At 41.3% G+C, this 25,988-nt stretch carries 29 protein-coding genes; 12 read left to right on the top strand and 17 right to left on the bottom strand.

Annotated features, from left to right (window positions below; genetic code table 11):
- Positions 1-144: 144 nt before the first annotated feature.
- The 4 genes from DYI25_RS18780 (at position 145) to DYI25_RS18765 (ending at position 2,148) form a co-directional block, all read left to right on the top strand.
- A complete protein-coding gene (locus DYI25_RS18780; RefSeq protein WP_213371798.1) occupies positions 145-360 on the top strand; it encodes a DUF1659 domain-containing protein in 216 nt (71 codons plus the stop codon).
- 36 nt (positions 361-396) lie between these two features.
- Positions 397-615 carry a DUF2922 domain-containing protein gene (locus DYI25_RS18775; RefSeq protein WP_213371796.1) on the top strand — a complete coding sequence of 73 codons (219 nt, stop codon included), beginning with the start codon at positions 397-399 and terminating at the stop codon, positions 613-615.
- 69 nt (positions 616-684) lie between these two features.
- The gene (locus DYI25_RS18770) at positions 685-876 is read left to right on the top strand and encodes a YvrJ family protein (protein WP_213371794.1); all 192 of its coding nucleotides are present in this window, start codon (positions 685-687) and stop codon (positions 874-876) included.
- Between the two features lie 369 nt (positions 877-1,245).
- The gene (locus DYI25_RS18765) at positions 1,246-2,148 is read left to right on the top strand and encodes a hypothetical protein (protein ID WP_213371793.1); all 903 of its coding nucleotides are present in this window, start codon (positions 1,246-1,248) and stop codon (positions 2,146-2,148) included.
- Between the two features lie 145 nt (positions 2,149-2,293).
- Here DYI25_RS18765 and DYI25_RS18760 read toward each other — a convergent pair whose 3' ends face one another.
- From DYI25_RS18760 to DYI25_RS18735, 6 genes are all read right to left on the bottom strand, one after another.
- A complete protein-coding gene (locus DYI25_RS18760; protein ID WP_213371792.1) occupies positions 2,294-3,019 on the bottom strand; it encodes a TIGR02206 family membrane protein in 726 nt (241 codons plus the stop codon).
- Between the two features lie 137 nt (positions 3,020-3,156).
- Entirely contained in the window at positions 3,157-3,606 is a 450-nt protein-coding gene (locus DYI25_RS18755) for a sensor histidine kinase (RefSeq protein WP_213371791.1), read from the bottom strand.
- A 31-nt stretch (positions 3,607-3,637) separates the two neighbouring features.
- The gene (locus DYI25_RS18750) at positions 3,638-4,078 is read right to left on the bottom strand and encodes an ABC transporter ATP-binding protein (RefSeq protein WP_213371790.1); all 441 of its coding nucleotides are present in this window, start codon (positions 4,076-4,078) and stop codon (positions 3,638-3,640) included.
- 129 nt (positions 4,079-4,207) lie between these two features.
- On the bottom strand, positions 4,208-5,737 hold the full coding sequence (locus DYI25_RS22755; RefSeq protein ID WP_213371789.1) for a methyl-accepting chemotaxis protein: 1,530 nt from the start codon (positions 5,735-5,737) through the stop codon (positions 4,208-4,210).
- A 156-nt stretch (positions 5,738-5,893) separates the two neighbouring features.
- Positions 5,894-6,628 carry a sulfite exporter TauE/SafE family protein gene (locus DYI25_RS18740; protein WP_213371788.1) on the bottom strand — a complete coding sequence of 245 codons (735 nt, stop codon included), beginning with the start codon at positions 6,626-6,628 and terminating at the stop codon, positions 5,894-5,896.
- Positions 6,629-6,989: 361 nt separating this feature from the next.
- A complete protein-coding gene (locus tag DYI25_RS18735) occupies positions 6,990-7,967 on the bottom strand; it encodes an aldo/keto reductase (protein ID WP_249745548.1) in 978 nt (325 codons plus the stop codon).
- A gap of 421 nt (positions 7,968-8,388) precedes the next feature.
- Between DYI25_RS18735 and DYI25_RS18730 the strand changes: the two genes are divergently transcribed.
- Positions 8,389-8,829: a YtoQ family protein gene (locus DYI25_RS18730; protein WP_213371786.1), complete on the top strand. Its 441-nt coding sequence runs from the start codon at positions 8,389-8,391 to the stop codon at positions 8,827-8,829.
- Between the two features lie 38 nt (positions 8,830-8,867).
- Here DYI25_RS18730 and DYI25_RS18725 read toward each other — a convergent pair whose 3' ends face one another.
- Positions 8,868-9,431, bottom strand: a complete 564-nt coding sequence (locus DYI25_RS18725; RefSeq protein WP_213371784.1) for a hypothetical protein — start codon at positions 9,429-9,431, stop codon at positions 8,868-8,870.
- 136 nt (positions 9,432-9,567) lie between these two features.
- Here DYI25_RS18725 and DYI25_RS18720 point away from each other — a divergent pair, with 136 nt between their 5' ends.
- Positions 9,568-9,846, top strand: a complete 279-nt coding sequence (locus tag DYI25_RS18720) for a transporter suffix domain-containing protein (RefSeq protein WP_213371782.1) — start codon at positions 9,568-9,570, stop codon at positions 9,844-9,846.
- Between the two features lie 329 nt (positions 9,847-10,175).
- Positions 10,176-10,334, top strand: coding sequence for a hypothetical protein (locus DYI25_RS18715; protein ID WP_213371780.1), 159 nt, complete (start codon positions 10,176-10,178; stop codon positions 10,332-10,334).
- 47 nt (positions 10,335-10,381) lie between these two features.
- Here the strand turns inward: DYI25_RS18715 and DYI25_RS18710 are convergent, their stop codons facing one another.
- The 3 genes from DYI25_RS18710 to DYI25_RS18700 form a co-directional block, all read right to left on the bottom strand.
- Positions 10,382-10,810, bottom strand: coding sequence for a hypothetical protein (locus DYI25_RS18710; RefSeq protein WP_213371778.1), 429 nt, complete (start codon positions 10,808-10,810; stop codon positions 10,382-10,384).
- A 160-nt stretch (positions 10,811-10,970) separates the two neighbouring features.
- On the bottom strand, positions 10,971-11,228 hold the full coding sequence (locus DYI25_RS18705) for a hypothetical protein (RefSeq protein ID WP_213371776.1): 258 nt from the start codon (positions 11,226-11,228) through the stop codon (positions 10,971-10,973).
- Between the two features lie 185 nt (positions 11,229-11,413).
- Positions 11,414-13,471, bottom strand: a complete 2,058-nt coding sequence (locus DYI25_RS18700) for a DUF4179 domain-containing protein (protein ID WP_213371774.1) — start codon at positions 13,469-13,471, stop codon at positions 11,414-11,416.
- A 232-nt stretch (positions 13,472-13,703) separates the two neighbouring features.
- Here DYI25_RS18700 and DYI25_RS18695 point away from each other — a divergent pair, with 232 nt between their 5' ends.
- Positions 13,704-14,270, top strand: coding sequence for a hypothetical protein (locus DYI25_RS18695; protein ID WP_213371772.1), 567 nt, complete (start codon positions 13,704-13,706; stop codon positions 14,268-14,270).
- Between the two features lie 140 nt (positions 14,271-14,410).
- On the opposite strand, the gene DYI25_RS18690 is transcribed toward DYI25_RS18695, so the two are convergent.
- Genes DYI25_RS18690 through DYI25_RS18675 form a run of 4 tightly spaced genes read right to left on the bottom strand, consistent with a single transcriptional unit; the run spans position 14,411 to position 17,741 of the window.
- Entirely contained in the window at positions 14,411-14,902 is a 492-nt protein-coding gene (locus DYI25_RS18690; protein ID WP_213371770.1) for a YdbC family protein, read from the bottom strand.
- A gap of 2 nt (positions 14,903-14,904) precedes the next feature.
- Positions 14,905-15,741, bottom strand: coding sequence for a GNAT family N-acetyltransferase (locus DYI25_RS18685; RefSeq protein WP_213371768.1), 837 nt, complete (start codon positions 15,739-15,741; stop codon positions 14,905-14,907).
- Between the two features lie 58 nt (positions 15,742-15,799).
- A complete protein-coding gene (locus DYI25_RS18680) occupies positions 15,800-16,708 on the bottom strand; it encodes a GNAT family N-acetyltransferase (protein ID WP_213371766.1) in 909 nt (302 codons plus the stop codon).
- 28 nt (positions 16,709-16,736) lie between these two features.
- Positions 16,737-17,741 carry a GNAT family N-acetyltransferase gene (locus tag DYI25_RS18675; protein WP_213371764.1) on the bottom strand — a complete coding sequence of 335 codons (1,005 nt, stop codon included), beginning with the start codon at positions 17,739-17,741 and terminating at the stop codon, positions 16,737-16,739.
- Between the two features lie 216 nt (positions 17,742-17,957).
- Between DYI25_RS18675 and DYI25_RS18670 the strand changes: the two genes are divergently transcribed.
- Entirely contained in the window at positions 17,958-18,611 is a 654-nt protein-coding gene (locus DYI25_RS18670; RefSeq protein WP_213371762.1) for a hypothetical protein, read from the top strand.
- Positions 18,612-18,754: 143 nt separating this feature from the next.
- On the opposite strand, the gene DYI25_RS18665 is transcribed toward DYI25_RS18670, so the two are convergent.
- A complete protein-coding gene (locus tag DYI25_RS18665) occupies positions 18,755-20,425 on the bottom strand; it encodes a hypothetical protein (protein ID WP_213371760.1) in 1,671 nt (556 codons plus the stop codon).
- Between the two features lie 204 nt (positions 20,426-20,629).
- On the opposite strand from DYI25_RS18665, the gene DYI25_RS22750 reads away from it, so the two are divergent.
- Both DYI25_RS22750 and DYI25_RS18655 read left to right on the top strand, forming a co-directional pair.
- Entirely contained in the window at positions 20,630-20,959 is a 330-nt protein-coding gene (locus DYI25_RS22750) for a TIGR04104 family putative zinc finger protein (RefSeq protein WP_342032540.1), read from the top strand.
- Between the two features lie 865 nt (positions 20,960-21,824).
- Entirely contained in the window at positions 21,825-22,838 is a 1,014-nt protein-coding gene (locus DYI25_RS18655) for a serine hydrolase domain-containing protein (protein WP_213371757.1), read from the top strand.
- A gap of 242 nt (positions 22,839-23,080) precedes the next feature.
- Here DYI25_RS18655 and DYI25_RS18650 read toward each other — a convergent pair whose 3' ends face one another.
- Entirely contained in the window at positions 23,081-23,683 is a 603-nt protein-coding gene (locus tag DYI25_RS18650) for a tetratricopeptide repeat protein (RefSeq protein ID WP_213371755.1), read from the bottom strand.
- Between the two features lie 238 nt (positions 23,684-23,921).
- Between DYI25_RS18650 and DYI25_RS18645 the strand changes: the two genes are divergently transcribed.
- On the top strand, positions 23,922-24,782 hold the full coding sequence (locus tag DYI25_RS18645; protein ID WP_249745547.1) for a TVP38/TMEM64 family protein: 861 nt from the start codon (positions 23,922-23,924) through the stop codon (positions 24,780-24,782).
- A 144-nt stretch (positions 24,783-24,926) separates the two neighbouring features.
- Here the strand turns inward: DYI25_RS18645 and DYI25_RS18640 are convergent, their stop codons facing one another.
- Entirely contained in the window at positions 24,927-25,913 is a 987-nt protein-coding gene (locus tag DYI25_RS18640; protein ID WP_213371753.1) for a Gfo/Idh/MocA family protein, read from the bottom strand.
- Positions 25,914-25,988: the final 75 nt, after the last annotated feature.

Below are 25,988 nucleotides of genomic sequence, written 5' to 3'. Positions count from 1 at the left end.
CTTCCTATCGGACATTCTCCTCTTCTTTTCCGTCCAGTTTGTCCGATAAAACCCTTCTTGCGGCTTACTAAATTAAATATTTTCACCCACCCTGTCCTTTCCCCCTCCCCACTTGTATATAGAAGGTGAAAGGAGGTGAGGCAAATGGCAATGGCGATGTTGAAGGATTCTAATATCAGGCTGATGTTTGAGGCTGGTGTTGATGAGAAGGGCGAGCCGATCTTCAAGGGCAAGACTTACCGCTATGTAAGAAAATCAGCTACTGCTGACCAGGTTCAGCAGGCGGCTGTAGCACTTGGTGGCCTTAGCGCGAACTTGTTAAGCTCTGTGGAGCGTAACGACAGCTTTGATATCATCTAATCTGGCAATCTACTAATTCAATAGGAGGTGAAATAAATGGCTAAAACACTTGAGCTGCAATTCGCTACCGACCTTGGCAAGTATGCCAAGCTTACAGTTGATAATCCGACTGAACCGGTTGATCCAGCTGCTGTCAAGCTGGCAATGGAACAAATCATCGCTTCCAATGCATTCCAGCCAACGAACGGAACCCTTATTTCCGTTCACAGTGCACGCGTCGTCGAACGTAACGTCACTGACTATGAACTAATTTAATAAGGCTGAGCCGGTCTTTTTCCAGGGACCGGCTCTTATTTTAAAACCAAAAGAAAGGAGGACTCGCTAATGGAACAGCTTATTCCGTTCATCAGCGATGTCGGGTTCCCGATTGTCGTGACACTGTACTTGCTTCACCGAATCGAAGCCAAGCTGGATACGGTCGTCCAATCGATCCAGGGCCTGCCCGCGAGATTGCAGGAAAGGCAAGAGCCAGAGCCGGTTTATACCCAAAAGGCAATCCGTGAAGTCAATCACTAAACATTTGAAACCATCACTCTGTTAAAAAGAGGGTGGTTTTTTATTTAGGCTCTTTTCTCAAACTTTGTTGCTATTGACTACAAAATAGGAGTGAATGAACTATTTTTCTTCTCAAAGCAGCCCCTTTTTATGAGAAAAGAGCATGCAAACTTAATACCGAACTACAAAATAGCATTATATTGCGTTAAAATCGGCATTAGGATTTTAACAACAATCTTTACGAAAACAGCCTTTATTTAATCAAACGTTTGATTAAATTTTTTACATAATTACGAAAGAATTATTGGAATTATATGTTAAAATGTAATCAATGATTTATTCGGCTTGCTTTGCTTGGTTGACTGACTTGAAGGCTTAAGGGGGTCAAAAATGGCATCTTTTATTTATAATGTCATATTAATTGCTAGTTTCATATTTTTATTACGGAAAAAAGACGATACAGAATCATATTTTCCGTTAAAAATCATTGGATACTTTTTATTAGGCTCTTTTGCCTTTAATTTAAATCAAGTCTCTCTGCCGCTTGGGTTTATACTGTATCTCCTGTTTTTTCGTCCCAAGTTAAATGCGCATGTAAAACGGATGGCTGCTGTTCTTGGTGTTTTTTCCTTTATCATTGTGCATTGGATTTTCCCGTTTGGCATTAACCAATGGGAAAATCGCTCCATTTTTATCGAGCATGAAATTGGCTCCGTATATACGATGGATTTTCAAGATGAATATGAGCTGATTAAGCAGGAATTAAATCTGGAGAACGACTTTTTGAAGCTCGGAGACTTTAAAGCGGATTATCTTGAAGATGGCAGCATTGAAGAAGTAAGCTGGCAACTGGTACGACAAGATGACAATAGCTTTTATCTTTATTATATTCAATATGATTCTGGCAGGAGCAGGTATCAAGTTACGAAAAGCCGGGCCGATACATGGCTTCAGTATGATCGATTAACTGATGCTGACCGTTTCTTTGAAAATCTTGATGAACTTGATATTAAAGACCTTACGAAAACGAAGGGCAGTTTTTCATTCTATGTTATTCAAAGTTCCGGGGAACGGGTCTTTTATGCAGAAGAAGATCGAACTGATTTCTTTGTATCAAATGGAGAAATCCAATTATTAGATCATGAGCAATTGCCAGTTGAAGGTTATATTGTTTCAACCTTTGCAATGAAGAAAATGGAAGAAGAAAAAGATGATAAAGGAAGAATAATACACGAAAGCTTTGAAGGCACCGAATCATCTAATTATCTATTTGATGTAGAGTTTGGGGAGTAAAAAAGCTCCCACACAGGCAGAACCTCCCAAACGACAAAGAGAGCGGCCTCTCGCCGCTCTCTTATACACTATTAGCAGTCCCATCCCGATTCGCCTGATCCCACATCTTGGGGATGCCAGCGTCAAACGCCTTAGATCAGTCCTACTAATGATACTGGCCAACCAACCGTCTTCGATTCTCTCTCTTGATCAGCTGCCACATCGGTATATAAGTAATGCTGAAGACAATGAGTGCCGCAGCTTCAAGATTCAAATAATACATGATACCGCTGCCGAAAAAGGATAGAATTGTCTTCGCTTCTGTCGGACTCGCCAAATAGAAGAAATTCGTATCAAACAGGAAATTGAAAATGAAGATTGGAACGGCGACGATGTTCACGACAAGGTAAGTGAATAGAATGGCTTTGCGGGGAACTCTGTAGCCTTCAAAAAGGATGAAATACAATGCGGCAATCGGGATGGCTGAATGATTGAGGAAGTATTCAATATAGTCGAAATGAGGAAAGGTGTAAGACATTTCAGGTGTAACCATGGCTAAAACCGCCGGCAAGGTGCCAATGAAGTAGAGCACATAAAAGCCTTTCACACTCTTCTTCAAAAATAAGTACATTGCCAGAAAGGAACTCATCGAACACATGTGTAAAGGAAGGTCACCGATTTGCCATTGCCCTGTCAGGATGAGCCACAACTGTTGTGAAACCTGGCACACCACAAGAGTCCAAAATATGATCCATTTCAAAACATTTTTATGCGGCCTGATTTGGTTTCTGAATAGCACCAATCCAAGACAAACCGCAAAGAAAATTCCCAGAGTAATCAAATGCTGTGCAGAAAACATTTCAAAACCCTGCATTCCCGTAACAGAAAACATGATGTCATCACCTCGCTGTACATTAAAATGCTGTTAACTATATATGTATGCGCGTGAACATCGGATGAACACCGGATTTCGTACAAAAACCGTGAGAGACTGTATACAAAAATGAAGTACAGGGTACGTCCCATGCTTCATTCGCCTTTTAAATATAAAGGAAGGGTAAAAACAAACTCGCTCCCTTTCCCCGGCTTGCTTACGGCCCGAATTTCGCCGCCGTGTGCTTCGATGATGTATTTTACAATCGCAAGGCCAATTCCGGTTCCGCCGGATTCCCTTGAGCGTGACTTTTCGCCACGAAAAAATGGATTAAAGATGGATGGCAGGTCTTCCTTTTCAATTCCTTGGCCATTATCCTTTATATTGATTTGAAGATATCCGCCAAGCTTTTCCACTTTCACGATGATGTTCGTTCCACCGTACTTGACTGCATTATCAATCAAGTTCGCCAAGACTTGCTTAATCCTGCCGTTATCTATTTTCAGACTGATCGACGGCACTGGATCAGCGCTCTCGAATTCTACTTCGCGATAGTCCAATTGCGCATTATGAAAGGCCTCTTCGAAAAACTCACGGCTATTCACAAGAGTCTTATCAATTGAAAGCTGCTCGAGCTCAAACTTGGAGAACTCTCATGCCTTTCGAAAAAGACGAAATGCGGGAATGGTAGACATCCCCCAGCCCAAACACATCAAATAGCTGCTCCGCTTTCCGGTCCGCGTCGTCATAATCCATCCCATACAGCTCGGCAACGAACGTCAAATACTCCTGGGCAGTCAGTGAATCATACATTTCCGAAGTCTCGGGGATATAGCCGATCCTCTTCTTGTAGCTCGCATCGTGCCTTGCGATATCCTCACCAAAGATCTCAATCTGCCCAGAATATCCTTCTTCAAGGCCAAGCATCAGTTTTACCGTCGTACTTTTGCCCGCACCGTTAGGCCCTATGTATCCAATGATTTCACCTCTATCAACCTTCAAGTCTATGCCTTTGAGTACCTCCTTGCTGCCATATGATTTTATCAGGCCAGTGATTGTTAATACTTCCGAAGACATATCTTTCCCCCTTTTATATAATGGATTAAAATACCAAATTATAATCTTAACATAGCAGTAAAATACTGGAATGGAAAGTGGGGTATTATGCAAAAAACCCTTATCCATAAGATAAGGGCTGGTACAGCTTTATTCCTGCTCAAACTCCGATACCAATCTATTCAAATCCTCAGAGATATCCTGCAGTATACCAGACACTTTCTCAACCTCTTCAATCGCAAAGATTTGTTCGTCTGTCAGTTTGAGTACGCTCATCGTATTTCCATTGGATGTTTCGGCGATGAATGCCATTTCATCAATCGAAGCCGATATTTCCTCAGAGCTTGCGGACATTTGCTCGGCTACTGCCGACACTTCCTCGATTTGGGCCGCAACCTCTTCGGCAAATTGGACGATGCTGTTTAAGACAAGATCCGTTTGTATTACATTTACCAGGCCTTCGTTTACTTCCGTGATTCCTTTATCGATTGAATGCTTTGCTGTTGAAGTCGCTTGCTGGATTTCTTCGACGATCCTGGTAATATCAGCGGCCGATCCTTTTGATTGTTCTGCCAGCTTCCGCACTTCCTCCGCCACAACCGCAAAGCCTCTTCCATGCTCTCCCGCACGCGCGGCTTCTATGCTCGCATTCAACGCCAGCAGGTTCGTTTGCTCCGTGATTTGCGTGATGACCTGGACAATGCCATCAATTTCATTTGATTTCATTGCCATTTTATCAATCGTCAACGCGAGATCCTTCACCGAAACATCTACGAATTCCATCTGCTTTCTTGTTTTTCGGATCGATTCTGCGCCATTTTTCGCTTCATCAACCGTTTCCTGAGAGCGCTGTGATACAATCCCCGAACTCTCGGCAATTCGCTGAATTCCAACCGCCATCTCATTCATCGCCGTTGAGCTCTCTTTCGTAGAATTCGATTGCAGGTCAGAACCGCTCGCAATTTGCTGTATAGCGGAAGCGATTTCTTTTGACGAAGAAGATGTTTTAAAAATATTGCTGACTAAATGGCTTGTTGTATCCATGATTTTATCAGACGTTTTTTGGAGATTAGATAGAACATGCCGAAACTGCGCTTTTTTCTCCACCCGATCCGCCTCTACCTGCTGGATATATTTCTTTTTCATCGAAATCTGGAGGATCGTTGCCCCGCTTGTAAAAATCAAGAAGATCGCATGCACCATAAGAACGCCGAAAGGATACTCGTCCGTTCCGCAAATGATTTCAGGCACTGTAAAATAGCCCACCAAATGCTGGATAGCAAACACAACGGTTGAAACAAGTATCATTTTAATAGACTCATAATAAGCGATCATAGCAATGACCATGAAAATAGAGAAGTGATACTCGACCATCCCATTCCCGCTTGCGATGAGTGAAATCGAAGCAAAAGTGAGCGTAACCGTATTCAATAATGGAAGGTACTCATTGTAAATACCCTTGATCAAAAACAACAGTGCGACAGCGATAGTAAAAACAGGAATAGAGAGCAAGACAAGTTCCAGTGCGCCTTCATTAGTAGTGCTCAGTCCATTCGACACTAGATAATCCTCAAAAAGATGAAAGAAACGGTGCAGCACATACACAATTAGTGATAAAGCTACTACCCCAGCACTCAAATACGTCATGATCCTGTTTTTAAGCATTAATTCATTGGTCACAAACATTTCCACCTTTTTCATACTATTTATGATTAATTATACCTACTAGACATATATCGACAAATTCCAATGTGCTGTGAGTATATTTGTTAGACCAACGAAAAAAAATTTATGTGTTTCTTTGAAGTTCTTATGGAAATAATTTAGCTCAGGTTACTACAACACTTTCTCTAAAAAGATTTGAACAACCAATGCCACCGTCATCAATCGTAAAATGGGTTTTACGTATTGTGGCTTCAGTTTACTCGCTATCCGCACACCGATTTGCGCTCCTGTCACTGAACCCAGCATCAAGGCGATGGTCAGCGGCCAGATGACAGCTCCGGTTGAAATATAGGTAATGGCTGCACCTAAACAACTTGAAAACGTGGCAAGACGAACATATCCGACTGCCTTAATGTAGGCAATGTTCAAATAGCCAAACAAATAAAGCATCAGCGTCCCTTGCCCCGGCCCAAAAAGTCCATCATAAATCCCGATTGCGTATAAACCTGGAACGCTTTTACCAGATACCTTTAAAGGCTGATCCCCGGATAAGTTCCCTTTTTTGATGAACGAGACAAAAAATGCAAACACCAGCAAGCCAATCGCCACAACATACATATCTTCACTTTCTATCTTTGAAGCAATAATGCCTCCGCTAACCCCGCCGCTCAGGCTAACCGGGATAATCCAGAATGATTCCTTAAAAGTAATTTTCTTTTCTCTATACAGATGAAAAAAGCTGGAGAAGGAGCTGATCGTGTTCGAAACTTTATTGGCAGCTATCGCAGAATGAACTGGCATACCCAGCACCAGCATAGCCGGCAAACTGATCAACCCCCCACCTCCTGCCAAAGTTCCTATCGCCGTCGCTAAAATACCAATAAAAAACAGGATGAAATAATCCATTTTTTAACACCTCCTGACCATATTATATTCCTGTCTTGTCAATAAGAAAATTCGATGTTTTTTATAGAATACGATAATAAATAGTTATGAACCAAACAAAAAAAGCATAGGCATTCTATGCTGATTTGTCTTAAAGATATCCTCTAGTAAAGACCGTTCCTCCCATGCTTTCCCTGCGTAAGGAAGGAAAAATCGTCGCAAAAAAACTGACTGATTAAAAGAAACCTCGCTAAAACGATTCGTACCCGCAGCCGCATAATTCTTGCGGTTGGGGGTACATTTGTTTTTACGCTTTTCCCGAACAAAAACAGGGACGGTTTCTTGTTGTGAAACACCGAAACCGTCCCTTTATTTTCTTTTCCTAAGGCAATCTTTCGCCTCTGGAGCTCACATACAATGAATACCATTCATCGCGGCTGAGATCGACGTTGACTGCATCTCCGCATGCCTGGATCCGAGCTGGATTCACCGTTCCGATGACAGGCTGGATAGCTGCCGGATGCCTCATCAGCCAGGCTAGCACGATGGCTTCTGGCGTGGTTTGCTTTTTTTTCGCAAGTTTTTGCACCAAAGCCGCAGTGTTTTTTACACTTTCACTTTCATTTTCGATATTTTTCCCAGTATAGAGCCCCTTCGCGAGTGATCCCCAAGACTGAATCTGAATCCCCTCCATTTGAAGATACTCCAGCGTGCCTTCTGGGAATGTATTCTGGCGAGCTGCTTCCTGGTTCACATGCACGCCTGTGTCAAGCCAGCCGATTTTGTTCAAGCTCATTTCCAGCTGATTGACGATGATCTTTTCATCGGTATTTCTCTGCAGCAAACGAATTTGACCAGCACTCATATTAGACACACCGAACGAACGAACCTTACCGGAAGCTTTTAGCTGATGAAAGGCTTCCCCAACCTCAGCCGGTTCCATCAAAGGATCTGGGCGGTGCAATAACAAAATATCGAGATAGTCGATGCCAAGCCTTGAAAGGATGCCATCCACACTGTCAAGAATATATGATTTGGAAAAATCGTACCGTGTTGGCAGACCCGATTCCTGATCACCGAATCGTATGCCGCATTTGGACTGAATGATGACTTCCTCGCGAAGACCAGGCTTTTCTTTTAAAACCTGCCCAAACACAGTCTCAGCTTTTCCCAAGGTATAAATATCCGCATGATCAAACATATTAATTCCTGACTCTAGGGCAGCTTCCACCGCCTCATGCGCCTGCTTGACATGTGTTGACTCGATTGGACTGCTGTCCCAGCTTCCTCCAAGGCCCATGCAGCCAAAAATAAGCTGTGAAGCATTCAAACCATTTTCATTAATAGGCAGCTTGTTCAAATATTTCTTCCTCCTTAAAACTTTTTGTAAGCCATTCTACCATATAAAAAGGAAAGACTATAATAATAGGCCCCAGGCTGCAAAAAGACGTTTGGCAGTTTGTCAGGAGAAATGAGCGACCATGATATCCTTCGCTGCTTTCATTACTTGACCATTGCAGTTTTCACACATGTTATTCACCTCTATATCTATTTGATGTGATTACAACACCCATTTTGCTTGATTATCATTAAAAATAGAGAAATGGCTCCGGTCGATATGCTTTTCCTGGCCATCAGCAGAACCAGTCTGTAACCTCTTTTCTGCAGTATTCACTTGTACTAATTTACCTTTCGAGAAATCACAACACCCTAATTCCTTTGAATTATCAGTAAAGTTTTATATGATGAAATTACAATATATTCAATTGGAGGGTGTTACGATGGAATTAACGGTTTATTTGGCTGGCCAGATTCACGATGATTGGCGAGATCAGGTGGCTAAAAAGGCGAAGGAAAAGAACTTGCCTTTGGTCTTCGTCGGACCGCAGACAAACCATGATCGCTCAGACAATATTGGTGAGGATATCCTCGGAAAACAGCCAGGCAACGTATATAAGGACGATGTTGCATCTGATATCAACAATTTCAGGACACAGGTGTTAATGCAAAAATCCGATATAGTCATCGCGCTGTTCGGCGAAAAATATAAACAATGGAACACGGCGATGGACGCCAGCGCTGCGATCACGATGAACAAACCAACCATCATAGTCAGACCAGAATCCTTGATTCATCCATTGAAGGAACTATCCAATAAAGCGAATGTTACGGTAGAAACCGTTGATCAGGCATTGGACGTCATCAGCTATATTTATGAATAAAACAGAAGCATAGGGTGCGCCCTATGCTTCTCTTACTTCTATACATCAAACTCCAAACCATCAACTTTCCACTCGTCATTGTATAATTTGAATTTCAGATTCAAGAATGTTGGAGGACTAACTGGCTCACCGTCAGCATCACTGAAAAATTCTCTTATATGGACAGTATAGGTATTGTTTTCGCGATCGTAATGAAAACCTTGTATGACCCAGTTCTCCAACTGACCATCAGCAGAATATAACAGCCATTCCACATCTTCGTTGTCTTTTATAAATAACTTCTTGTCTCTTTCCTCCAGGATGAGTTCATCGGACAGAAGAGTTTGCAATGTTTCTTTGTTACCTGTAGTATGTGCCTTTACGAAATCTTTCGACAGGTTGCTCAATTGGGGAAACAGGTCGTTTTCTATTTCATTTGTCTCAATTTGCTTTTCCAATCCTGCTATTTTTTCTTTTAATCTTTCAATTTCCTCTTTATTCTCAGTAAGATCCAAGGTTAGAGTTTCTTTTTCATCCTTGAGCTTATCGACTGTTTCTGTATCGGTACACGCTGTAATGATTGGAATGCAACAAACTATCAATAACAATATTTTTTTACCCATATCCATCCCCTTCCTCTTCCCATTGTTATATTTCCACCAAATCACCAACAATACCTTCTATGGCTTACCTATAAAACCAGGCCGATTGTGTTAAAATCAAACAATAGATTAAATAAATTCATTCCGGAGGTTTAGGATGCAAACCGATTCAACAAATAAAAAACCTTTGGTATATAAAATTGGAATGGCCCTTATTATTTCATCATTTATAATATGGGTGATTCCAGTTGGCATTCCTTTTCTCCCGCTTTCCGGCAAATTGAAGGTCATCAGTATCACAAGCTGCCTGGTACTTGCTGAAATCACTTTCTGGATTGGGGCGATTATGGTCGGGAAAGAAGTTGCAGGTAAAATAAGAAAGTACTTTAATCCTAAAAATTGGAGAAGAAAACAGGTGGAAAAACACGAGGAATAAAAATAGGGGCGATTCCTATAATGGAATCGTCCCTTTGTTCCTCTTCTAATCTTTAAATAAGGCTCTTTTCTCAGACTTTGTTGCTATTGATTATAAAATAGGAGTGAATGAGCTATTTTTCTTCCCAAAGTAGCCTCTTGTTATGAGAAAAGAGCATGCAATTAGACTAACTATCCTCTACTTTATAATCTCAAAATAACCATAGAAGCCCTTTTCACTTAAAACAATACTTTCTGCATAGTATAGGGACGTCTCCATAATCACTTTTGGTTACTTAGCATCTTTTTGTAAATAATAGGTTTGTTAAATCAAAACCAAGGAGGATTCATATGCAGAAAAATCAACAAGCTAAAGGAGAGTCAGGTTCCGTTATGCAACCTGGATTTTCGGGAACGGATGCCAAAAAAGTAAAACAACAAATCCAAAAGGATGTTGCTGCAGGTCAAGGTGCAATGACTTCCAGAGAGGCCGGATCTATGCGCGACTAAAAAAACCACTTTGAGTGGTTTTTCCTCTTTAAGGCTAGATAACTAATTTATTGCAAGACGATGATCTCTCCTGTATCCGGGTTTACTATGACCCTTAACTCTGCATCAATTGATCTGACCTTAAAGAAATAGAAATGTGTGAGTGCGAAGGGATGAAATCCGGAGCCAGTCACAGGTATTGTCTGCTCCTTTTCGTTTATGATCTCATATTTCTCCATAACGATTTTCTCCGCCTGATTATAGGTGAATTTAGGCAATGAGAAATACAGAATGGTTAAAAAAAGCAATGCAAACATCCAATAAGGAATTCTACTCTTTTCCTTTACATCTGCTCGAAAATAAAGCGCATGTGTAACCAAGAGTATAACAGGCAGGTTCGAAGGCCAAACGCCATGATACACTGTTTGGTCAACAACCATAATAATAAGAAAAGATACCAATGAAACGCCCCAGCCCAAATACGCCCCATACTTCATCTTCTTCTGTCCTCTCAAGCCGCAGTCCAAACTGAATGCAGCCAATCTGTATAAAATTAATTTCGATCCTCTTAATGTAATCCCCATGTTGTGGAACTTGGACAAAGCATAGGATACGTCTGAACCTCACCCTTTGTTAGAGTCAGTGTGTCCTGTACTTCTAACCCCGTAATCTTCTATTAAAGACTATCGCCATCCCACAAATCACTGCTGCTCCGATAAATGTAAAGACGAAGAAAAAAGGAGAACTCGCCAAACCAAAAGCCACTTCATTTTGAAGAGGCTCAACACTTTTCCAGGAGCCCTCGATATCCGGTGTATAATTCATTGTCTTAATGTAACCGATTAGCATCAAACCAAGTAAATAGATTACATGAATGGCGATTGAACCAACCGCTGCTTGCATGAATAACTTCATTCTTCTACCTCCTTACACGATTTCCATATGGCAGACATCAAACAAGATTGGACACATCATATAAACAGAAGGGCGATTCAACTGTCTCACAAAATGACCTGTTTTTACGATTTACGAATCCGCTGGAATCGCCCTCTTATCACCCTCATCCCCAAAGAAGCACAGGGTACGTCCCCACGCTTCCGTCATTTCACCGAAATCTCCACAACGTCATCTAAATATTTGGTTGTGTTATATCCATAAATATCAAGTCTCTTTGGAATTATTTTGTTTCCTTCTAGCCTTATGGTTTGCTCTGTAATGAAATGTCGAGGTTGTTCAAGTTTTTCGTACTCGATTGGGCCTGACATCGGATCGTATTCGACTCCGTTTTTATCAACAAGTATTGATTTGGAATCCATCGACATTGGATGAATATCCCCTTCGTTTTCCCCCACAACATTTAAATGGAGAGATTCATATTCCCGATTTTCATGATTGCTGATGACTATGGTTGTCGGCTGTCCTACTTCCATTTTATCGATACTGATGGTACTCCCTGCATATTCAAATGTCTGAGGGTATTTAGCATTAACATCCAGATCGATGCTTTTATCGTCTTCAATTGTAAAATAGGCCGATGCGAATTGGACTTTGACTTCCTTTGGCTTTTCACCAAAAATCGGGTCAAAATGTGTTTGAAAACCATGCCAGTCCATGTCAAACCGTGATTCTGGATAAAAACCGCCATACCGATCCGTTTTCACTTTTTTATTGTTCACTTCCAGATCGCCAAAACTAATAAATTCCATCCTTTTCTCTGGCTCTCCCGTGTGAATACCATAGTGCAAAATCGTTGCCGTAGGAGCAATGGTTAACTTATCAAACCGGACTTGGACCCCTTCGATTTCTGATGTTTTGTCTAATTCGTATTCAATAGAAGGTTGTTTGGTGACCGGGACCTCAAAGTTCCACTCCCCCATTTTGAATCCATTACTCCTGTTACCGAACCCAATCCTTGAAGATGGATCTTCCGGAATCAGCTCTAGAATTCTTTCAATTTTCAGTTTTATTATGCCGTTATCTTCATCAAGCGGCCGCATCCCGAGCTTTCCATAAAACACATTCTTTTCTTTTTTATTCATCTCTGCATCAAGGTCTGGAAGATAATACCGAGGATATGATTCCTGGCTCATGATTTCACTCTCGTTCTCCACAAAAAGCCCATCCCCATAATTCATTGCATATTGCTTGTCTTCATTTATATCTTCAATTTCATAAAAAACAAGTGTCTGGAAATCATCAGCAACCACGCCTTTGATCTTAATTTTTATCCCGTCGCTCTCCGCTTCCAGGTTCATCCTTTGACCCAAACCCTGCTGCAGAAAGGCACGCAGTTGTTCGTCTTCTTCTGTCCATCCATAGTAAACGTTGGCAAATGCGCCGGTAAAGAACCCTATTCCGAATATAAAAACGAATACACTCGCGAAAAAAAGTGCCATTTTTTTGCGTTTTTTGCTCTTCTGCTGCCTGTCTTTCTCTTTTTCCGCCAGCCTCTCTTTGATGTTTTCCATGAAATGTTCCGGCACAGGCCAGTCATTCATCCAATCAGCGTGATTTAGCATTAGCGTGACATCCTGAAAGGTTGCCAAATCCTCCTGGCATTCTCGGCAATCGTAAATATGCATCTCAAACTCAATTTTTTCCGGCCGATCCATGGATTTTTCCAAGTAATCGAGGTAACTCTTATGGTACTCCCTACAGCCATTAAAGGTTGACCCGTACAGTTGTGTTCTAACCGACTGTATCCCGGAAAATAATAACTCTTTCATTTTATCAGCAGAAAACCGAAGAAAATGCGCAGCTTCTTCTTGAGAAAACCCTGTACCATATGTAAGGACCATCGCTTCCTTTTCGTCATCCTCAAGTTGATCCAGTGCTTTAAATAAGTTCTCATGTGGTTCCATTCCCTCGGAGACTGGTAAAACTTTATCTTGAGAGAGCTCACGGCAGTTATCGATGAAAATCGAAGTAACCCACAATGCGAATGAGACATCATTTTTATATCGAGGCAATTCCTTGTGCACTTTTATAATCGATCGGTAAAATAGCTCTTCCATCTGCTGCTGATTACGAAGATAAAACCAGCCCAGTGCATAGAAGGATTGCTTATGCCGGTCGAACCAATCAACGACAGAATCGATCCCTTTTTCCTGTACAGTGGTAATCGTAATGGCATCCATTTTTGCTGGGATCAAACTCATTCCCCCCTTTTTAACACGCTCTTTATCTCTAACTCTATTTTACCTTTAATTCCCTATTATGCTAGACATCTTTTTAAAAGGTACACAGGGGACAGCACTGTGTGATGTTGTTTCACATGATGTACTATTTTTCAGTCCATTGCGATGTATCCTTTTTCCGTTCCAATAAAGAAGGTACTAGATTCCATCTACTAGAATAATTATGTAAAAGAAAGCGATTGGAGAGGCTGTTGTGAAGAAAGCGAAACTATTTTTCTTATTTATTTTCATCGGTATGTTTCTATTGGGCTCCTTCCCTGCTGTTACAAGTGCATGTTCTTGTGCGGAATTACCGACTGCAGAAAGTGAATTGGAACGCTCAAAAGCTGTTTTTAGCGGGAAGGTGCTCGATATAAAAGACAGGAACGCAAACGGATATATGACTAAATCGGTCATTTTTGAAGTAACAAATACGTGGAAGGGCGTGGAAGAATCACAAGTCATCATCACCACTGGCGAGGGAGGAGGAGACTGCGGGTATCCATTTATCGAGGGACAAGAATATCTGGTTTATGCGATCGAATCAGACATGTACGGAGGAAAATCGCTAGTAACCATCATTTGTGATCGAACAAATAAATTGAGTACTTTACAGAATGATTTGGAGGTTCTAGGTGAAGGTGAACCCCCAACAAAAAAAGTGGATTTGAGCAGCACCCAGAACCAAACTGAATTTTATATATGGATAGCGGGATTTTTAGCAATTGTTGTCGCCCTGACTATTTTTCTATTAAATAAACAGGCTAAAACAGATAAATAAAAGAAACATCGGGATGGTTATGCTGTATCACAATGGTTCTATTTTATGAAAAAATGAACCGTCCCCTGTTCCTTTATTAAGAAGCAAAGGGATTATGTTTCTTTTCACGCTTAAACAGCAACAAAAAAATCAAACGGAATTTATTTGCCCCCAGGAAAGATTGGAACGACTCTCCATGCTTCCTCTACCTGGATAGTGTCAGAAAGGCTAGGCACCGGATGTCCATTTATAGAACTTTCGTTGGCTATTATGATTCCTTCTTCTCCTCCTGAAAGCCTAAGAGTAGAATCCAATACTTCTGCTTTAAGGACATCAGCCTTTTCCACCAAGGAAACCATCTGTTGTGGCTGATGTTCCAGTTCAAAAAAAACAACGTCGATTGACGAATACGTTTTTCCTTGCCCTGAATCCAAGAATATCCTATCATGCACTTCCTTCATGAACTGCTGATAAGCTGATGGATTTTCCCAGAAAGCAATAATCCAGGCCTTGTTTGGATCCTTTTCGCACCAGCCGCCTAGCTGTCCAAGAAATCCTATCTCATAGCAGAGTGGCTCCCATTGTGTTTGTCCCTTTGAAAATAAATCCTTCTTTTGTTCTTCCACCTGACACCTGATTGATTTGATCAGCATGGTTATTCTCCTAATGCCATCACAACTGAATCTGCAACCCATTCATATCCAATTTCCTGATAGATTTTATTGGAAGTAGGATTGCTGAGGTCGGTATATAGACTCGTTGTTTGATAGCCTTGATGCAACATCATTTGTGAGAGTGCTGCAACGCAATCAGAAGCAAAGCCTTTCTTTCTATACTCGATGGGTGTGTATACAAAATTGACGTTGATGTTTCTTTCCGTAGGCCTTGATGCATTTGCCATAGAAACAATCTCCCCTTCTATTTCCCACCCCCACAATCGCCCTTTCTGAATCAGCTCATCGGCTTTGGTATCCGCTTCATCGATGGTAATCGGCAGGTTGACGTCCAGGCAAAATTGATACACCCATTCTTTTACAAGACCATGTTCCTGTTCTTTTAGTGTCCGAAGCTTTCCATTCGATCCGATTTTCCTCTTCACCTTTTCCAGCTTATATATTCCTTGGTTCATTTCCACGGTTGCTGTCACACCTCTTAGCTTTGAAAGATGGCCGGACAGTTCGACAATCAGCTTCCTGTCCCCAATAAGACCCGGAATACTCTCAAACTCGTGATGCATCTGCTCTGCGATCAGTCGAAGTTCATCAGGTAAAAAAGACGCAGCTTTTGAAAAAATGATCTTATCTGGATGAGTTTGAAGTATAGCCCACCCAATTTCTTCATCCTTCCGCACGACAGCCATTAACAGCGGGGTTTTTTCTGCAGATTTCAACACTCCCAGCGGCAAATTATTCACCACTTCATCCTGTTCCAAATAGCCCGTTATCTCTTCTTTAAACTGCGAAAGATTTTCATATTTTAGCAGCCTGATCATACCGTCATTCTCCTATTCCTCGTACCAGCATTTTTTTTAAAAAAAACTGCCCAGTTCATCATTTTTCATTTTGCATTAGTTCATACCGATAACATACTACGCCTTCCGTTTGCTCGAATCCTTCCTTCAGGTATAGAGCTTTGGCTTGCTCATTGTCTGCATTTACACACAGAACACATCTTTTGTATCCTTTTTCCTTCGAAAACTTGAGCGCTGCTCTTAAAAGAACCCTTCCTAACCCTTTCCCCTGATATTCCGGCAAAATGGCCAGTGGTCCTATGTTCATAATTGGGGAATCTTCATATTCATCGTCCGAACCTCTCACTACCCCAACTGGTGTTTCATTCTCATAGAGGATCATCATTCCGCCGTCCAGGTAATCAGACTCAACCGGCATTTTCGCGACCATTTCAGGCGTAATCGGCGTCTCACTTCCCTTTAGCTTCGAGAACGCACCATTCCTTACCATGCACCAGGCATTCTCATCCACACCAGGCCTGAAACTCCTAATCTCAAATCCTTGTGGAATAGCCGGATCCCGAACTTCAATGTCCTCCCTGACTAGCAGAAAGGTATACCTCTCCACGTCAAACTTCAGCTTCACCATGACATCCTGCAGTTTCTGATTGAGCAAGGGTACAAATAAAAAAACATGATCCAATGAATTGGTATGTTTCAATATCTCCTCGTAGAGCTGTTTATAGAACTGGTCGTCGTGGAATTCACAATGAAAAATCCGGAACCTTGCCCTTTTTCCTTTTCGATGATAGTCATTCAGAATAAGAGAGGCGGCTCCCTTTATGTTCCCGCTCACGTCAGTCAAAATATAGGTAGGATTTTCTCCATCAATCTTAAAATTTTGTAAGTCTTCATCATACAGAAAAGAATCATCCAGTTCCTTTCGGTGTTTTTTACAGTATGCTCTAAAATCCCCAAGCTGCTCCGTCTTTAGTGCTTCGACCTTCATGACAATCCCTTCCCTCAACAGTGATAAATCATTTTCTTAATTGCTTTAAAATACGGTAGTGGCCTTTTCCAGGAATATATCCAAAGCTTCTATTAATATGCTGCATCGGGGCGTTCTGTTCCTCCGAGTCAGTGGTCATTGTATGTGCCCCTGATTTAATCGCGGTATCAATAGATAATAATTTCAACGCTTTTGCAATTCCCCGTCCCCGATAATCCTTTTGGACACCCGTATAGTTTGTATAAAACACCGCATCATCTTCCGTGCTGAATAATTGAGTCAAACCAACGAAACGCTCACCATCAACTGCGAGAAAAACCCATTGCTTGCGCGAGTTGTCTTCCGGCAGGAACTCTTTCCTCCATTGCTCAAAAGGAGGAAGGCTGGAATATTGACCAGGGTTATCTTTGGATGTCTCTACACATAACTCATACAATTTAGATTCTGAATCCTCACCCGTCAGGTCAGCTAAAGTAGTAAACTGAATGCCTGACTTGGCGACACGTTCAACTATATTAGCATATTTTGCATAGTTAAATTGATTGACGTCCAATTCTAAATCGAATACATGAGCGTCTACCGAAAAGCCACGCTTTTGCACAAATGGAAGCGAATCATCAATCCAATCCATTACGATAGAGGATAATACAGATGCTTGTTGCTCATTCGCCCAATTTTCAAGATGCGCCAGTATCCTTTCTCCTATCCCTTTCCCACGGAAATCAGGGTGAACACAGAAGACGCTTCCGACGTTCCCCGGATCCACCCATGGAGCCCGGAAAGAAGCACCATAGCCAATTATCTGCCCCTTTACATTCTTAGCAATAACTCTTGTTCTCCCGAAACCAACTAATAAACCATCTTCATTTATTTTCAAATTAGATGTTGATGGCATTTGCCGATCTTCCTCTTCAAGGGATTGAGCGGATGCAGATCCTGGTTCAATCATATTAAGAAGATCTGCAAGCTGCTCATAATCTTCTGGAATTATAATATCTCGAAGTTTTAATTCACTAGATTTACTTAAGGACATATGTATTGGTGCCTCCCATTCAATGTGCATATTAATTTCTACATTATATAGAAAAACACCTTTTTTTGAAGGACGGTTGTACCGTTTTACGACATGCCCTTTTAAACAAGCAGTCCTATCCTGAGTTCCTCATTCTGCTGGAAGAACATACTTTTTGTGCTGACTTATTTTACTGGACTGGGTATAATAAATCCATAGAGAAGGAGGTGAAATGAGATGGAGGAAATATTGAATAAGATTTTAGATCGTTTGGATTCCATGGACAAGCGTTTTGATTCAGTTGATGCTCGGTTTGATTCAGTTGATGCGCGGTTTGATGCTGTTGATAAGCGATTTGATTCAGTTGATGCTCGGTTTGATTCTATGGAGATTCGTATAGGCACTTTAGAGAAAGGTCAGCAATCCTTACAAATAGAACAGAGTGATTTAAGAAAAGGCCAACACTCTTTACTATCAAAACAGAGTGAATTGAGCAAAGGCCAGCAATCTTTACTATCAAAACAGAGTGAATTGAGCAAAGGCCAGCAATCTTTACTATCAAAACAGAGTGAATTGAGCAAAGGCCAGCAGTCTTTATTAGCAGAACAGAGTGAATTGAGCAAAGGCCAGCAATCTTTACAAATAGAACAGAGTGATTTAAGAAAAGGCCAACACTCTTTACTATCAAAACAGAGTGAATTGAGTAAAGGCCAGCAGTCTTTATTAGCAGAACAGAGTGAAATAAGGAAAGAAGTGGCTTTTTACTATGGCAGTCTAATGAAGAAGCTTGATGAAACGAAATCAGAACTTTCAAGTGAGATCAAGCATGTTTCCAATGTTCAGAAGCAGCATCAGGATGTTTTAGAGATTCTGAATGAAAAACAACAATAGGATTTTATAGCCACTCTCTTAAATATCCTCACAATAATACTTCTTAGTTCCTCGAGTTTTCCATAATCCCTATTTTCCAAAATCAAAAGTGCCTGAGCCTGGGTGCAATATAACATCAGGAATCAGGCACTAATTGTTTATCTTTATTCCAATCCTTGTATCACTAACTCTTTAACCGGCAGGAAGGTTTCGCCGGTATCCATGTATTTGATATTTACTTGGTCGCCTTCTTTTACATAAATCGCCAGTGGGTTGGTTTCTGATGAGACGATGTAGTTCTTTTTATTATCTAGCAGGATCGAAACAATCGTGTAATCGCCTGTTTTTTCTTTGTAGACGCGCAATACGGTACCGCTCGCCTGCTTTTCCTTAGCCTTCGAACTGCCATCCACCGTTCCGCCGCCATGCTGCAATGCGGTTTTATACTTTCTCAATGCTTCATTTGGAGTGTTTCCATAAGACGAAATCTCCGGGTTTGCTGCAGATACGATAAAGTAATTTTGCAGGAACCCATTCGAATCAAGCACCGGCGTCAACCAGCTTGCTTCTCCGTAGAAATTATAAAGAATCGGCATTTCACCATGCCACTTTTTCTCGATGAATTTCTTCTCAATAATTTGTAAGGCCCCTTCGGAATCCATATAGGACTCCTCGAGATTCCCCGTATAGAAGGTCGCTTTCCCTGTCCTTGAGTTCGTCAGCGAATACCCGAGCATGGAGTCGACTCCTTCTTTCGGGCTGGTAAAATCGGTGAAGTAATACATATCGCCATTTTCATCGAAAATCGGGCTGACCTGGGCTTCGGTTCCTTCATCTGAAGGATGTTTCACATCCGTTTTGCCAAACACACTGTTCCAATAACCATGAATGTAATTACCGTAATAGCTATTTTTCAGGCTGACGGCTTCCGGAGAAACTGCGCCATCGATAAATTCAGGCACATCTGCCAAAGCATACGCCTTCGTCCCCCCCGATTTTGGATCAACGACCACAATCCCTTTCACTTTAAAGCCGTTGCGGGCAGAGATGAATTCGCCGAAAGTCCTGATATAATAAGGTTTTCCTTCATCATCGACCTCTAGCTGGGTGTCTCCGTAGAAGATGGACTCTGGATACTGCATTCGGATGTGGCGTTCGATATTTTTATTAAAAAATGAAGAAGGTGTATAAATCATATCTGACTTCTTGAATTTCGGGTTTGCTGATGAATCGGTGGCACTAATGGTAAAATACCCCGGTGTAGACTCGCCATTCCACCATTTGAAAAAGCCCGAAAATTCAACAGGAGCGATATAGACATACTCTCCATTGACCTTCTGGATCTGCAGATTCCCAAGCTCATAATAACTTGTATTTGGAACCTGGCCGAACGCCTTTTTCATTTTATTACGTGCAAAATGAGGAGGGACACTCGCCGGGGTTTCCTTTTCATCAAATGTCGAGATCTCCATCTTTTCCGCCATCTTCGCCGTTTCATATTTTTCCTCAGCGTTAAAAAGAAAAGCAATCATAAAATACACACCTACAAGCAAGCTCAGCAAAAACAAGCTCCCTTTAACCATCTGCTCCTTCCCAGCCGCAAAAAACATTCCGCCAAACGTGAGGACAATCGCAATCGGCCACAAAGAAGAAAGATTCCGGTCTAAATTAAACATGTAATAAAACGTAAAAGTCCCAAGTGTAAAAAGAACAATCGCAGCAATCAATAACAACGATTTCACTTTCCCACTGTAATCTTCCCTATTTGAAAAAGGAATCAGAACCAGTGCAGAAGCCAATCCAACCAAAAGTGAAAAAAGAATCATATTCCCCATACTAAAACCCCTTATAATTAGTACTACTATATACGAATTAGCCTTCATAAAGTTTCAATGACGTACCCCTTGTTCCCTTTCTTATAAGGAATGCCGGAAGCATAAGGCAACTCCCTCGCCTCTCTTTTTAAAAATCACAGTGAATAACTGACCAGCATGGCAAGTTAATGATACGATAAAATCACCGAATATTAGGATGGATTCATGATACCAACCTGCCAAAACTGCCATAGTACATGGAGCTGGAAAAAGACGTTTAAAAAAGCCTTTACGTTGAATAATGCCATACTTTGTCCTGATAGCGGGGAAAAACAATATCTTACTACTCACACAAGAAAAACTTCCTCGATGTTTACCTCTATCACACTTGCCGCTTTTCAATGTCTTCTTGGGCCCATTCCTTATTTTCAAGAAAAGCACGGTATTGTGACAGGTTCAGCTGAGACAGCAGAAAAGCTGTCAAGAAACGCTCGGTATTGTGACAGGTTGAGCTGCGACAGCAGTAAAGCTGTCAAGATAAGCCTGGAATTGTGACAGGTTCAGCTGAGACAGCAGAAAAGCTGTCAAGATAAGCTCGGAATTGGGACAGGTTGAGCTGGGAAAGCAAAAAAGTTGTCAAGAAAAGCTCGGTATTGTGACAGGTTGAGCTACGACAACAGTAAAGCTGTCAAGAAACGCTCGGAATTATGACAGGTTGGACTGGGACAGCAGTAAAGCTGTCAAGATAAGCTCGGAATCGTGACAGGTTGAGCTGAGAAAGCAAAAAAGTTGTCAAGAAAAGCTCGGGTTTGTGACAGGTTAAGCTGGGACAACAGAAAAGCTGTCAAGATAAGCTCGGTATTGTGACAGGTTGAGCTGCGACAGCAGAAAAGCTGTCAAGATACGCACGGTATTGTGACAGGTTGAGCTGCGACAGCAGAAAAGCTGTCAAGATAAGCTCGGATTTTTGACAGGTTGAGCTGCGACAGCAGAAAAGCTGTCAAGATAAGCCCGGAATTGTGACAGGTTGAGCTGAAACATCAGAAAAGCTGTCAAGATAAGCTCGGATTTGTGACAGGTTGAGCTGCGACAGCAGAAAAGCTGTCAAGATAAGCTCGGATTTGTGACAGGTTCAGCTGAGACAGCAGTAAAGCTGTCAAGATACGCACGGTATTGTGACAGGTTCAGCTGGGACAACAGAAAAGCTGTCAAGATAAGCTCGGTATTGTGACAGGTTGGGCTGGGACAGCAGAAAAGCTTATTTTGGCATTAGTTGTATCGATTCCCATCTACCTTGGGACATATCCATTTATGGTAGAACTGTCGAATCAAGAGGAATCTCTTTGGTGAAAAACAGCGAGAGGGAAATATGTGGACGTACCCTATGCTACTATAATCACAAAAAATTAGGAGAATCAGTATGAAAAACTTAAGGGAAAGCATTAAAGAAATCCAAGCAAAGATTGATTTTTCAGGAACAGTAATGGTTCATGACAGGGACGGTCACATCCTGACGGCCAGCTCCGGCTACTCCCACCGCGCTGATCGGTCAGAAAACAACGCGGAGACCAGGTTCGGGATTGCATCTGGCTGTAAGCTTTTCACAGCAATCGCTGTCTGCCAGCTTGTGGAGGAAGGCAAGCTCAGCTTTGATGCGAGATTAACAGATTGCCTTGATATAGAGTTTCCCAGTTTCAGTGAGGAGATTACAATCCACCATTTGCTGACACACACATCCGGTATCCCTGACTATTTTGACGAGAATGTCATGGATGATTTTGAGGAGCTATGGATTAAGAGACCGATGTATCACATCAGGAGTCTTAAAGATTTCTTACCCATGTTCCAGAATGAGCAAATGAAATCCGCTCCCGGTCAATCCTTCCACTACAATAACGCAGGCTTCATTTTATTGGGCTTAATTGTCGAGCAGGCTTCGAGGATGGAGTTTACTGAATTCGTTCAGGAGCATATTTTTAATAAAGCGGGGATGAATGATTCTGGTTATTTTTCCTTTGACGCTCTCCCATCGAATACGGCTTTAGGTTATATTGACCTTCCAGATGGAAGCTGGAAAACAAATATCTATTCACTGCCGGTAAAAGGCGGTTCTGACGGAGGCGCATACGTCACAGCAGCTGACATGGCTAAACTGTGGAAGGCGCTTTTCAATCAACTATTACTAAGTAAGGAAACACTGAACAAACTACTGACTCCCCACGTTCAAGTCAATGAAACAGGATATTATGGTTACGGAGTCTGGATTAATATGAAGGACAATCAAGTCTTGAAATACCATGTAATGGGTTATGACCCGGGAGTCAGCTTTCATTCAGCTTATTATCCAGCTGATCAAAGCATTGCCGTGGTATGCTCAAACAAATCCAGTGGTGCTTACGATATTATGAAGGAAATTGAGGAACAAAGAGACTGATCTGAAGGATGTGAATGCAAATGTTACATACACTTTTAATAGGTATTTTATTTGTAGCAATTGGCATCGTTTCATTCTTTCACCCATACAGATATCCCTGGTTTATAAGGTTCTTGATTATACTTTTCGGCGTAGGATTTCTTACATATTCCTTTGCGAAAGGGTTTGGATTAGTCGAATAGGAGCATCGAGACGTCTACTTAAAATTTAGAATGGAAGCATAGGATTCTCCTCGTGCTTCCCTATACCCCTCTTTTTAACAACTCTTGTTTATACTCAATAACGCTAAGCAACTTGGACCCTCTCAGATCTGGAATCAAATTTTCCAATTCAGAAATCACTTTTTCCTTCTCCCCATCTTGAACCATTTCTTCCATTTCTAATAGCTTTCTGTAAAAAGGGTTTCGGACTTTTTCTCTGTATATCTTGTACGACTTCAGATCCCCTCGCTCGATTGCAATACCAGCGAGTGAGTACCATTTATACACATTATCTTTTAAACCTTGTGCCAGTTCCTCTGCTTCGTCGTATTGCTTCCTTTTTACAAGCAGGTTCACATGATTCAATCTCTGATAATTCGGAGATTTTATTTGAGACAGCTTTTGTTCTGCTTCTTCCAATTGATCGTTAAAAAAGTAATAAAAAAATGGGAAATGCGGATGCTTTGAATTTTTCAGGTAGTTCAATACTTTTTCCGGATTCTTTTCAAATAGAACCGGATAAAAACTTTTGAACATATAGACCCCAATAAAAATAAGATTAACCACGATAAATGCCCATACTGGTGCCTGCATAAAGCCTAATAATAAATCTGCAGCAAAGATTCCAATAAAAAACCAAACCATAACTAATGCCCCCTTTTCAACCAAATCATATAAAATATTCTCAGTTCTTACAAGCTTTGGAAGAGGCAAAGGGCTGCTTTTCTCGGATAACAAATCGTGTTTCTGCTGTCTTATTAATTAAGCCTCAGGTCCTAGCGCAGTTTCAACCCTAAGCGCGTCGAATCAAATCAGCTCCTTTACTATAATGTAAACACAAGCAAAAAAGCAGACTGACATTGTAATAAAGGGGAATACCAACTTGTTATCACATAAAGAAACCCACAATGAAAAAATGGAATTCATTCTACACTTAGCCCTCAGTATCCTGTCATTATATTTATTGACCGTATTATTGCCTACTGTTCTGCCAATATATAAATGGCTTTACTTAAGCTCTGTTATTATTGTTTTGTTAATCGATGGATATTTCCTGATTACGAAGCAGGGAAAACTTATGAAGGTCAACAGGATGGCCTTACTTTATTTGGCAGCTCTATTGCTTCTTGCACTGGCAATCTTTTATACGACAAAAATGATTGTCCTTACTGATACGTACGGATTTGAAGGGTTGTTAAATGAACACCTTGAAACAGCCAAATATATATTCTTCTTCATTAGCTTTGCCCAGCCAATTCTTCTTCCGATCCCTGAAGCTGTCACCGTTCCTGGTGCGAGTGCTGTATTCGGGCCTGCTACTGCTGCAGCCATTGCTTTTCTCGGAACACTATTGGGGATAACAGCCATGTTTTTTGCCGCCAGATACGGGGGCAGGAAATTCACATCAAAGATGATCAAAGAAGATCAGCTGGAAAAATATCAAAACTATGTCTCTAAAAATGAAACATTGATTATGTTCCTACTGTTTATCGTGCCAATCCTTCCAGATGAGATCATATGTGTAGGTGCAGGAATAGGGAAAGTAGCCCCAAAAAGATTTTTGCTGATTGCCTCAGTCTCAAAATTTTTCACCGCGTCTTTACTAGCATACTCAGTACAATTAGCAGAAAACTTTCCGATATCGGGCACGCAATTGATGATTGGAATTTCGGCAGCTGTTTTAATCATCTTTGTTATTTCCTCCTTGACGAAGAAGGCCCTTAACAAGGAGCGAGGGTTATAGTACGAAGTATAGTATGTTTGATTACTATTAGCACTCTTCGTCTCCATGCTTGTTGTTCTTTAACATTATTTTGTCTCTCCGCTTAATGTTAAAGAAATCCAATAAGAAAAGCACAGGGATTCGTCCCCGTGCTTCTCATTAAGATTATTCAAACGGATATTTTAATCCCCACTGCCCACGAATTTCATCCATCAATTTCATTATTTCTAATGATTCATCCAACGGAATGACAGAGCTTTCTAAAAGACCCTGACTCAGGCATTTTCCTACTTCTTCTATTTCAAACGCATAACCAGCCGACTTTCTGTCATCATTAAATGTCTCTGCTTCTTCCCCATCCTTATATAAGGTTGCTGACTTGGCACTGTGGAAAGATGGAATCCGAATATATCCTTCTGTTCCATGTATATAAGCTTCATTAGTTAGACCAACTCGAAATGCGCCGTTAAGGGTGGCGGTCTTTCCTGCAGGATAGGACATAATGATAGAAAACTGTTCATCAACACCCGTTTCACCAATATGGGCAGTACTGAGAATCTTCTCTGGCTTTGTTCCAAAAATCATCGAGGCCAATGATACAGGGTAAATCCCTATATCAAGCAATGCTCCTCCTCCAAGGGCAGGATTAAGTAATCTCCACTCTGGATCCCAATGTGCACGATAACCAAAATCAGCTTTTACTAAAAGTACATCGCCAATTTTTCCGCTATCAATCCATTCTCTCACTTTAACAATTGGAGGCAGGAAACGTGTCCACATCGCCTCCATTAAGAAAAGCTTTTTATCTCTGGCAAACTGAATGATCTCATCTAATTCTCCGCTATTTATGGTAAAAGGTTTCTCGCAAAGGACAGCCTTACCAGCACGAAGACACGCCAAGACATTTTCCTTATGAAAAGGGTGTGGCGTAGCAACATAAATTGCATCGACATCCGGATCTTGAACTAGTTCTTCGTAGCTTCCATAAGCACGTGAAACGCCATGCTCCTCCGCAAACCTGGCAGCACTCTCTTTTGTACGTGAACCAACAGCAGCCTTTTCCGTATTTTTAGCAAACGCTAAATCCCTAGCGAAAGCACTTGCTATTAGACCTGTTCCTAATATTCCCCACTTGATTACTCTTTCGTCCATCGTTTAATCCAACCCCTTAAGCGTCTAGTAGTCCAATATAGAACAAACCTTGTTAGTCCATTATACTATTATTAT

This window comes from Mesobacillus boroniphilus (genome assembly GCF_018424685.1).
GTDB lineage: Bacteria > Bacillota > Bacilli > Bacillales > Cytobacillaceae > Mesobacillus > Mesobacillus boroniphilus_A.
This window is presented reverse-complemented; position numbering and strand designations above follow the sequence as displayed.

Coding starts and splice junctions, on each gene's coding strand:
- DYI25_RS18780 (WP_213371798.1), top strand. CDS start 145: ATGGCAATGGCGATGTTGAAGGATTCTAATATCAGGCTGATGTTTGAG.
- DYI25_RS18775 (WP_213371796.1), top strand. CDS start 397: ATGGCTAAAACACTTGAGCTGCAATTCGCTACCGACCTTGGCAAGTAT.
- DYI25_RS18770 (WP_213371794.1), top strand. CDS start 685: ATGGAACAGCTTATTCCGTTCATCAGCGATGTCGGGTTCCCGATTGTC.
- DYI25_RS18765 (WP_213371793.1), top strand. CDS start 1,246: ATGGCATCTTTTATTTATAATGTCATATTAATTGCTAGTTTCATATTT.
- DYI25_RS18760 (WP_213371792.1), bottom strand. CDS start 3,019: ATGTTTTCTGTTACGGGAATGCAGGGTTTTGAAATGTTTTCTGCACAG.
- DYI25_RS18750 (WP_213371790.1), bottom strand. CDS start 4,078: ATGTCTTCGGAAGTATTAACAATCACTGGCCTGATAAAATCATATGGC.
- DYI25_RS18740 (WP_213371788.1), bottom strand. CDS start 6,628: ATGGATTATTTCATCCTGTTTTTTATTGGTATTTTAGCGACGGCGATA.
- DYI25_RS18730 (WP_213371786.1), top strand. CDS start 8,389: ATGGAATTAACGGTTTATTTGGCTGGCCAGATTCACGATGATTGGCGA.
- DYI25_RS18725 (WP_213371784.1), bottom strand. CDS start 9,431: ATGGGTAAAAAAATATTGTTATTGATAGTTTGTTGCATTCCAATCATT.
- DYI25_RS18720 (WP_213371782.1), top strand. CDS start 9,568: ATGCAAACCGATTCAACAAATAAAAAACCTTTGGTATATAAAATTGGA.
- DYI25_RS18715 (WP_213371780.1), top strand. CDS start 10,176: ATGCAGAAAAATCAACAAGCTAAAGGAGAGTCAGGTTCCGTTATGCAA.
- DYI25_RS18710 (WP_213371778.1), bottom strand. CDS start 10,810: ATGAAGTATGGGGCGTATTTGGGCTGGGGCGTTTCATTGGTATCTTTT.
- DYI25_RS18705 (WP_213371776.1), bottom strand. CDS start 11,228: ATGAAGTTATTCATGCAAGCAGCGGTTGGTTCAATCGCCATTCATGTA.
- DYI25_RS18700 (WP_213371774.1), bottom strand. CDS start 13,471: ATGAGTTTGATCCCAGCAAAAATGGATGCCATTACGATTACCACTGTA.
- DYI25_RS18690 (WP_213371770.1), bottom strand. CDS start 14,902: ATGCTGATCAAATCAATCAGGTGTCAGGTGGAAGAACAAAAGAAGGAT.
- DYI25_RS18685 (WP_213371768.1), bottom strand. CDS start 15,741: ATGATCAGGCTGCTAAAATATGAAAATCTTTCGCAGTTTAAAGAAGAG.
- DYI25_RS18680 (WP_213371766.1), bottom strand. CDS start 16,708: ATGAAGGTCGAAGCACTAAAGACGGAGCAGCTTGGGGATTTTAGAGCA.
- DYI25_RS18675 (WP_213371764.1), bottom strand. CDS start 17,741: ATGTCCTTAAGTAAATCTAGTGAATTAAAACTTCGAGATATTATAATT.
- DYI25_RS18670 (WP_213371762.1), top strand. CDS start 17,958: ATGGAGGAAATATTGAATAAGATTTTAGATCGTTTGGATTCCATGGAC.
- DYI25_RS18665 (WP_213371760.1), bottom strand. CDS start 20,425: ATGGGGAATATGATTCTTTTTTCACTTTTGGTTGGATTGGCTTCTGCA.
- DYI25_RS22750 (WP_342032540.1), top strand. CDS start 20,630: ATGATACCAACCTGCCAAAACTGCCATAGTACATGGAGCTGGAAAAAG.
- DYI25_RS18655 (WP_213371757.1), top strand. CDS start 21,825: ATGAAAAACTTAAGGGAAAGCATTAAAGAAATCCAAGCAAAGATTGAT.
- DYI25_RS18650 (WP_213371755.1), bottom strand. CDS start 23,683: ATGGTTTGGTTTTTTATTGGAATCTTTGCTGCAGATTTATTATTAGGC.
- DYI25_RS18640 (WP_213371753.1), bottom strand. CDS start 25,913: ATGGACGAAAGAGTAATCAAGTGGGGAATATTAGGAACAGGTCTAATA.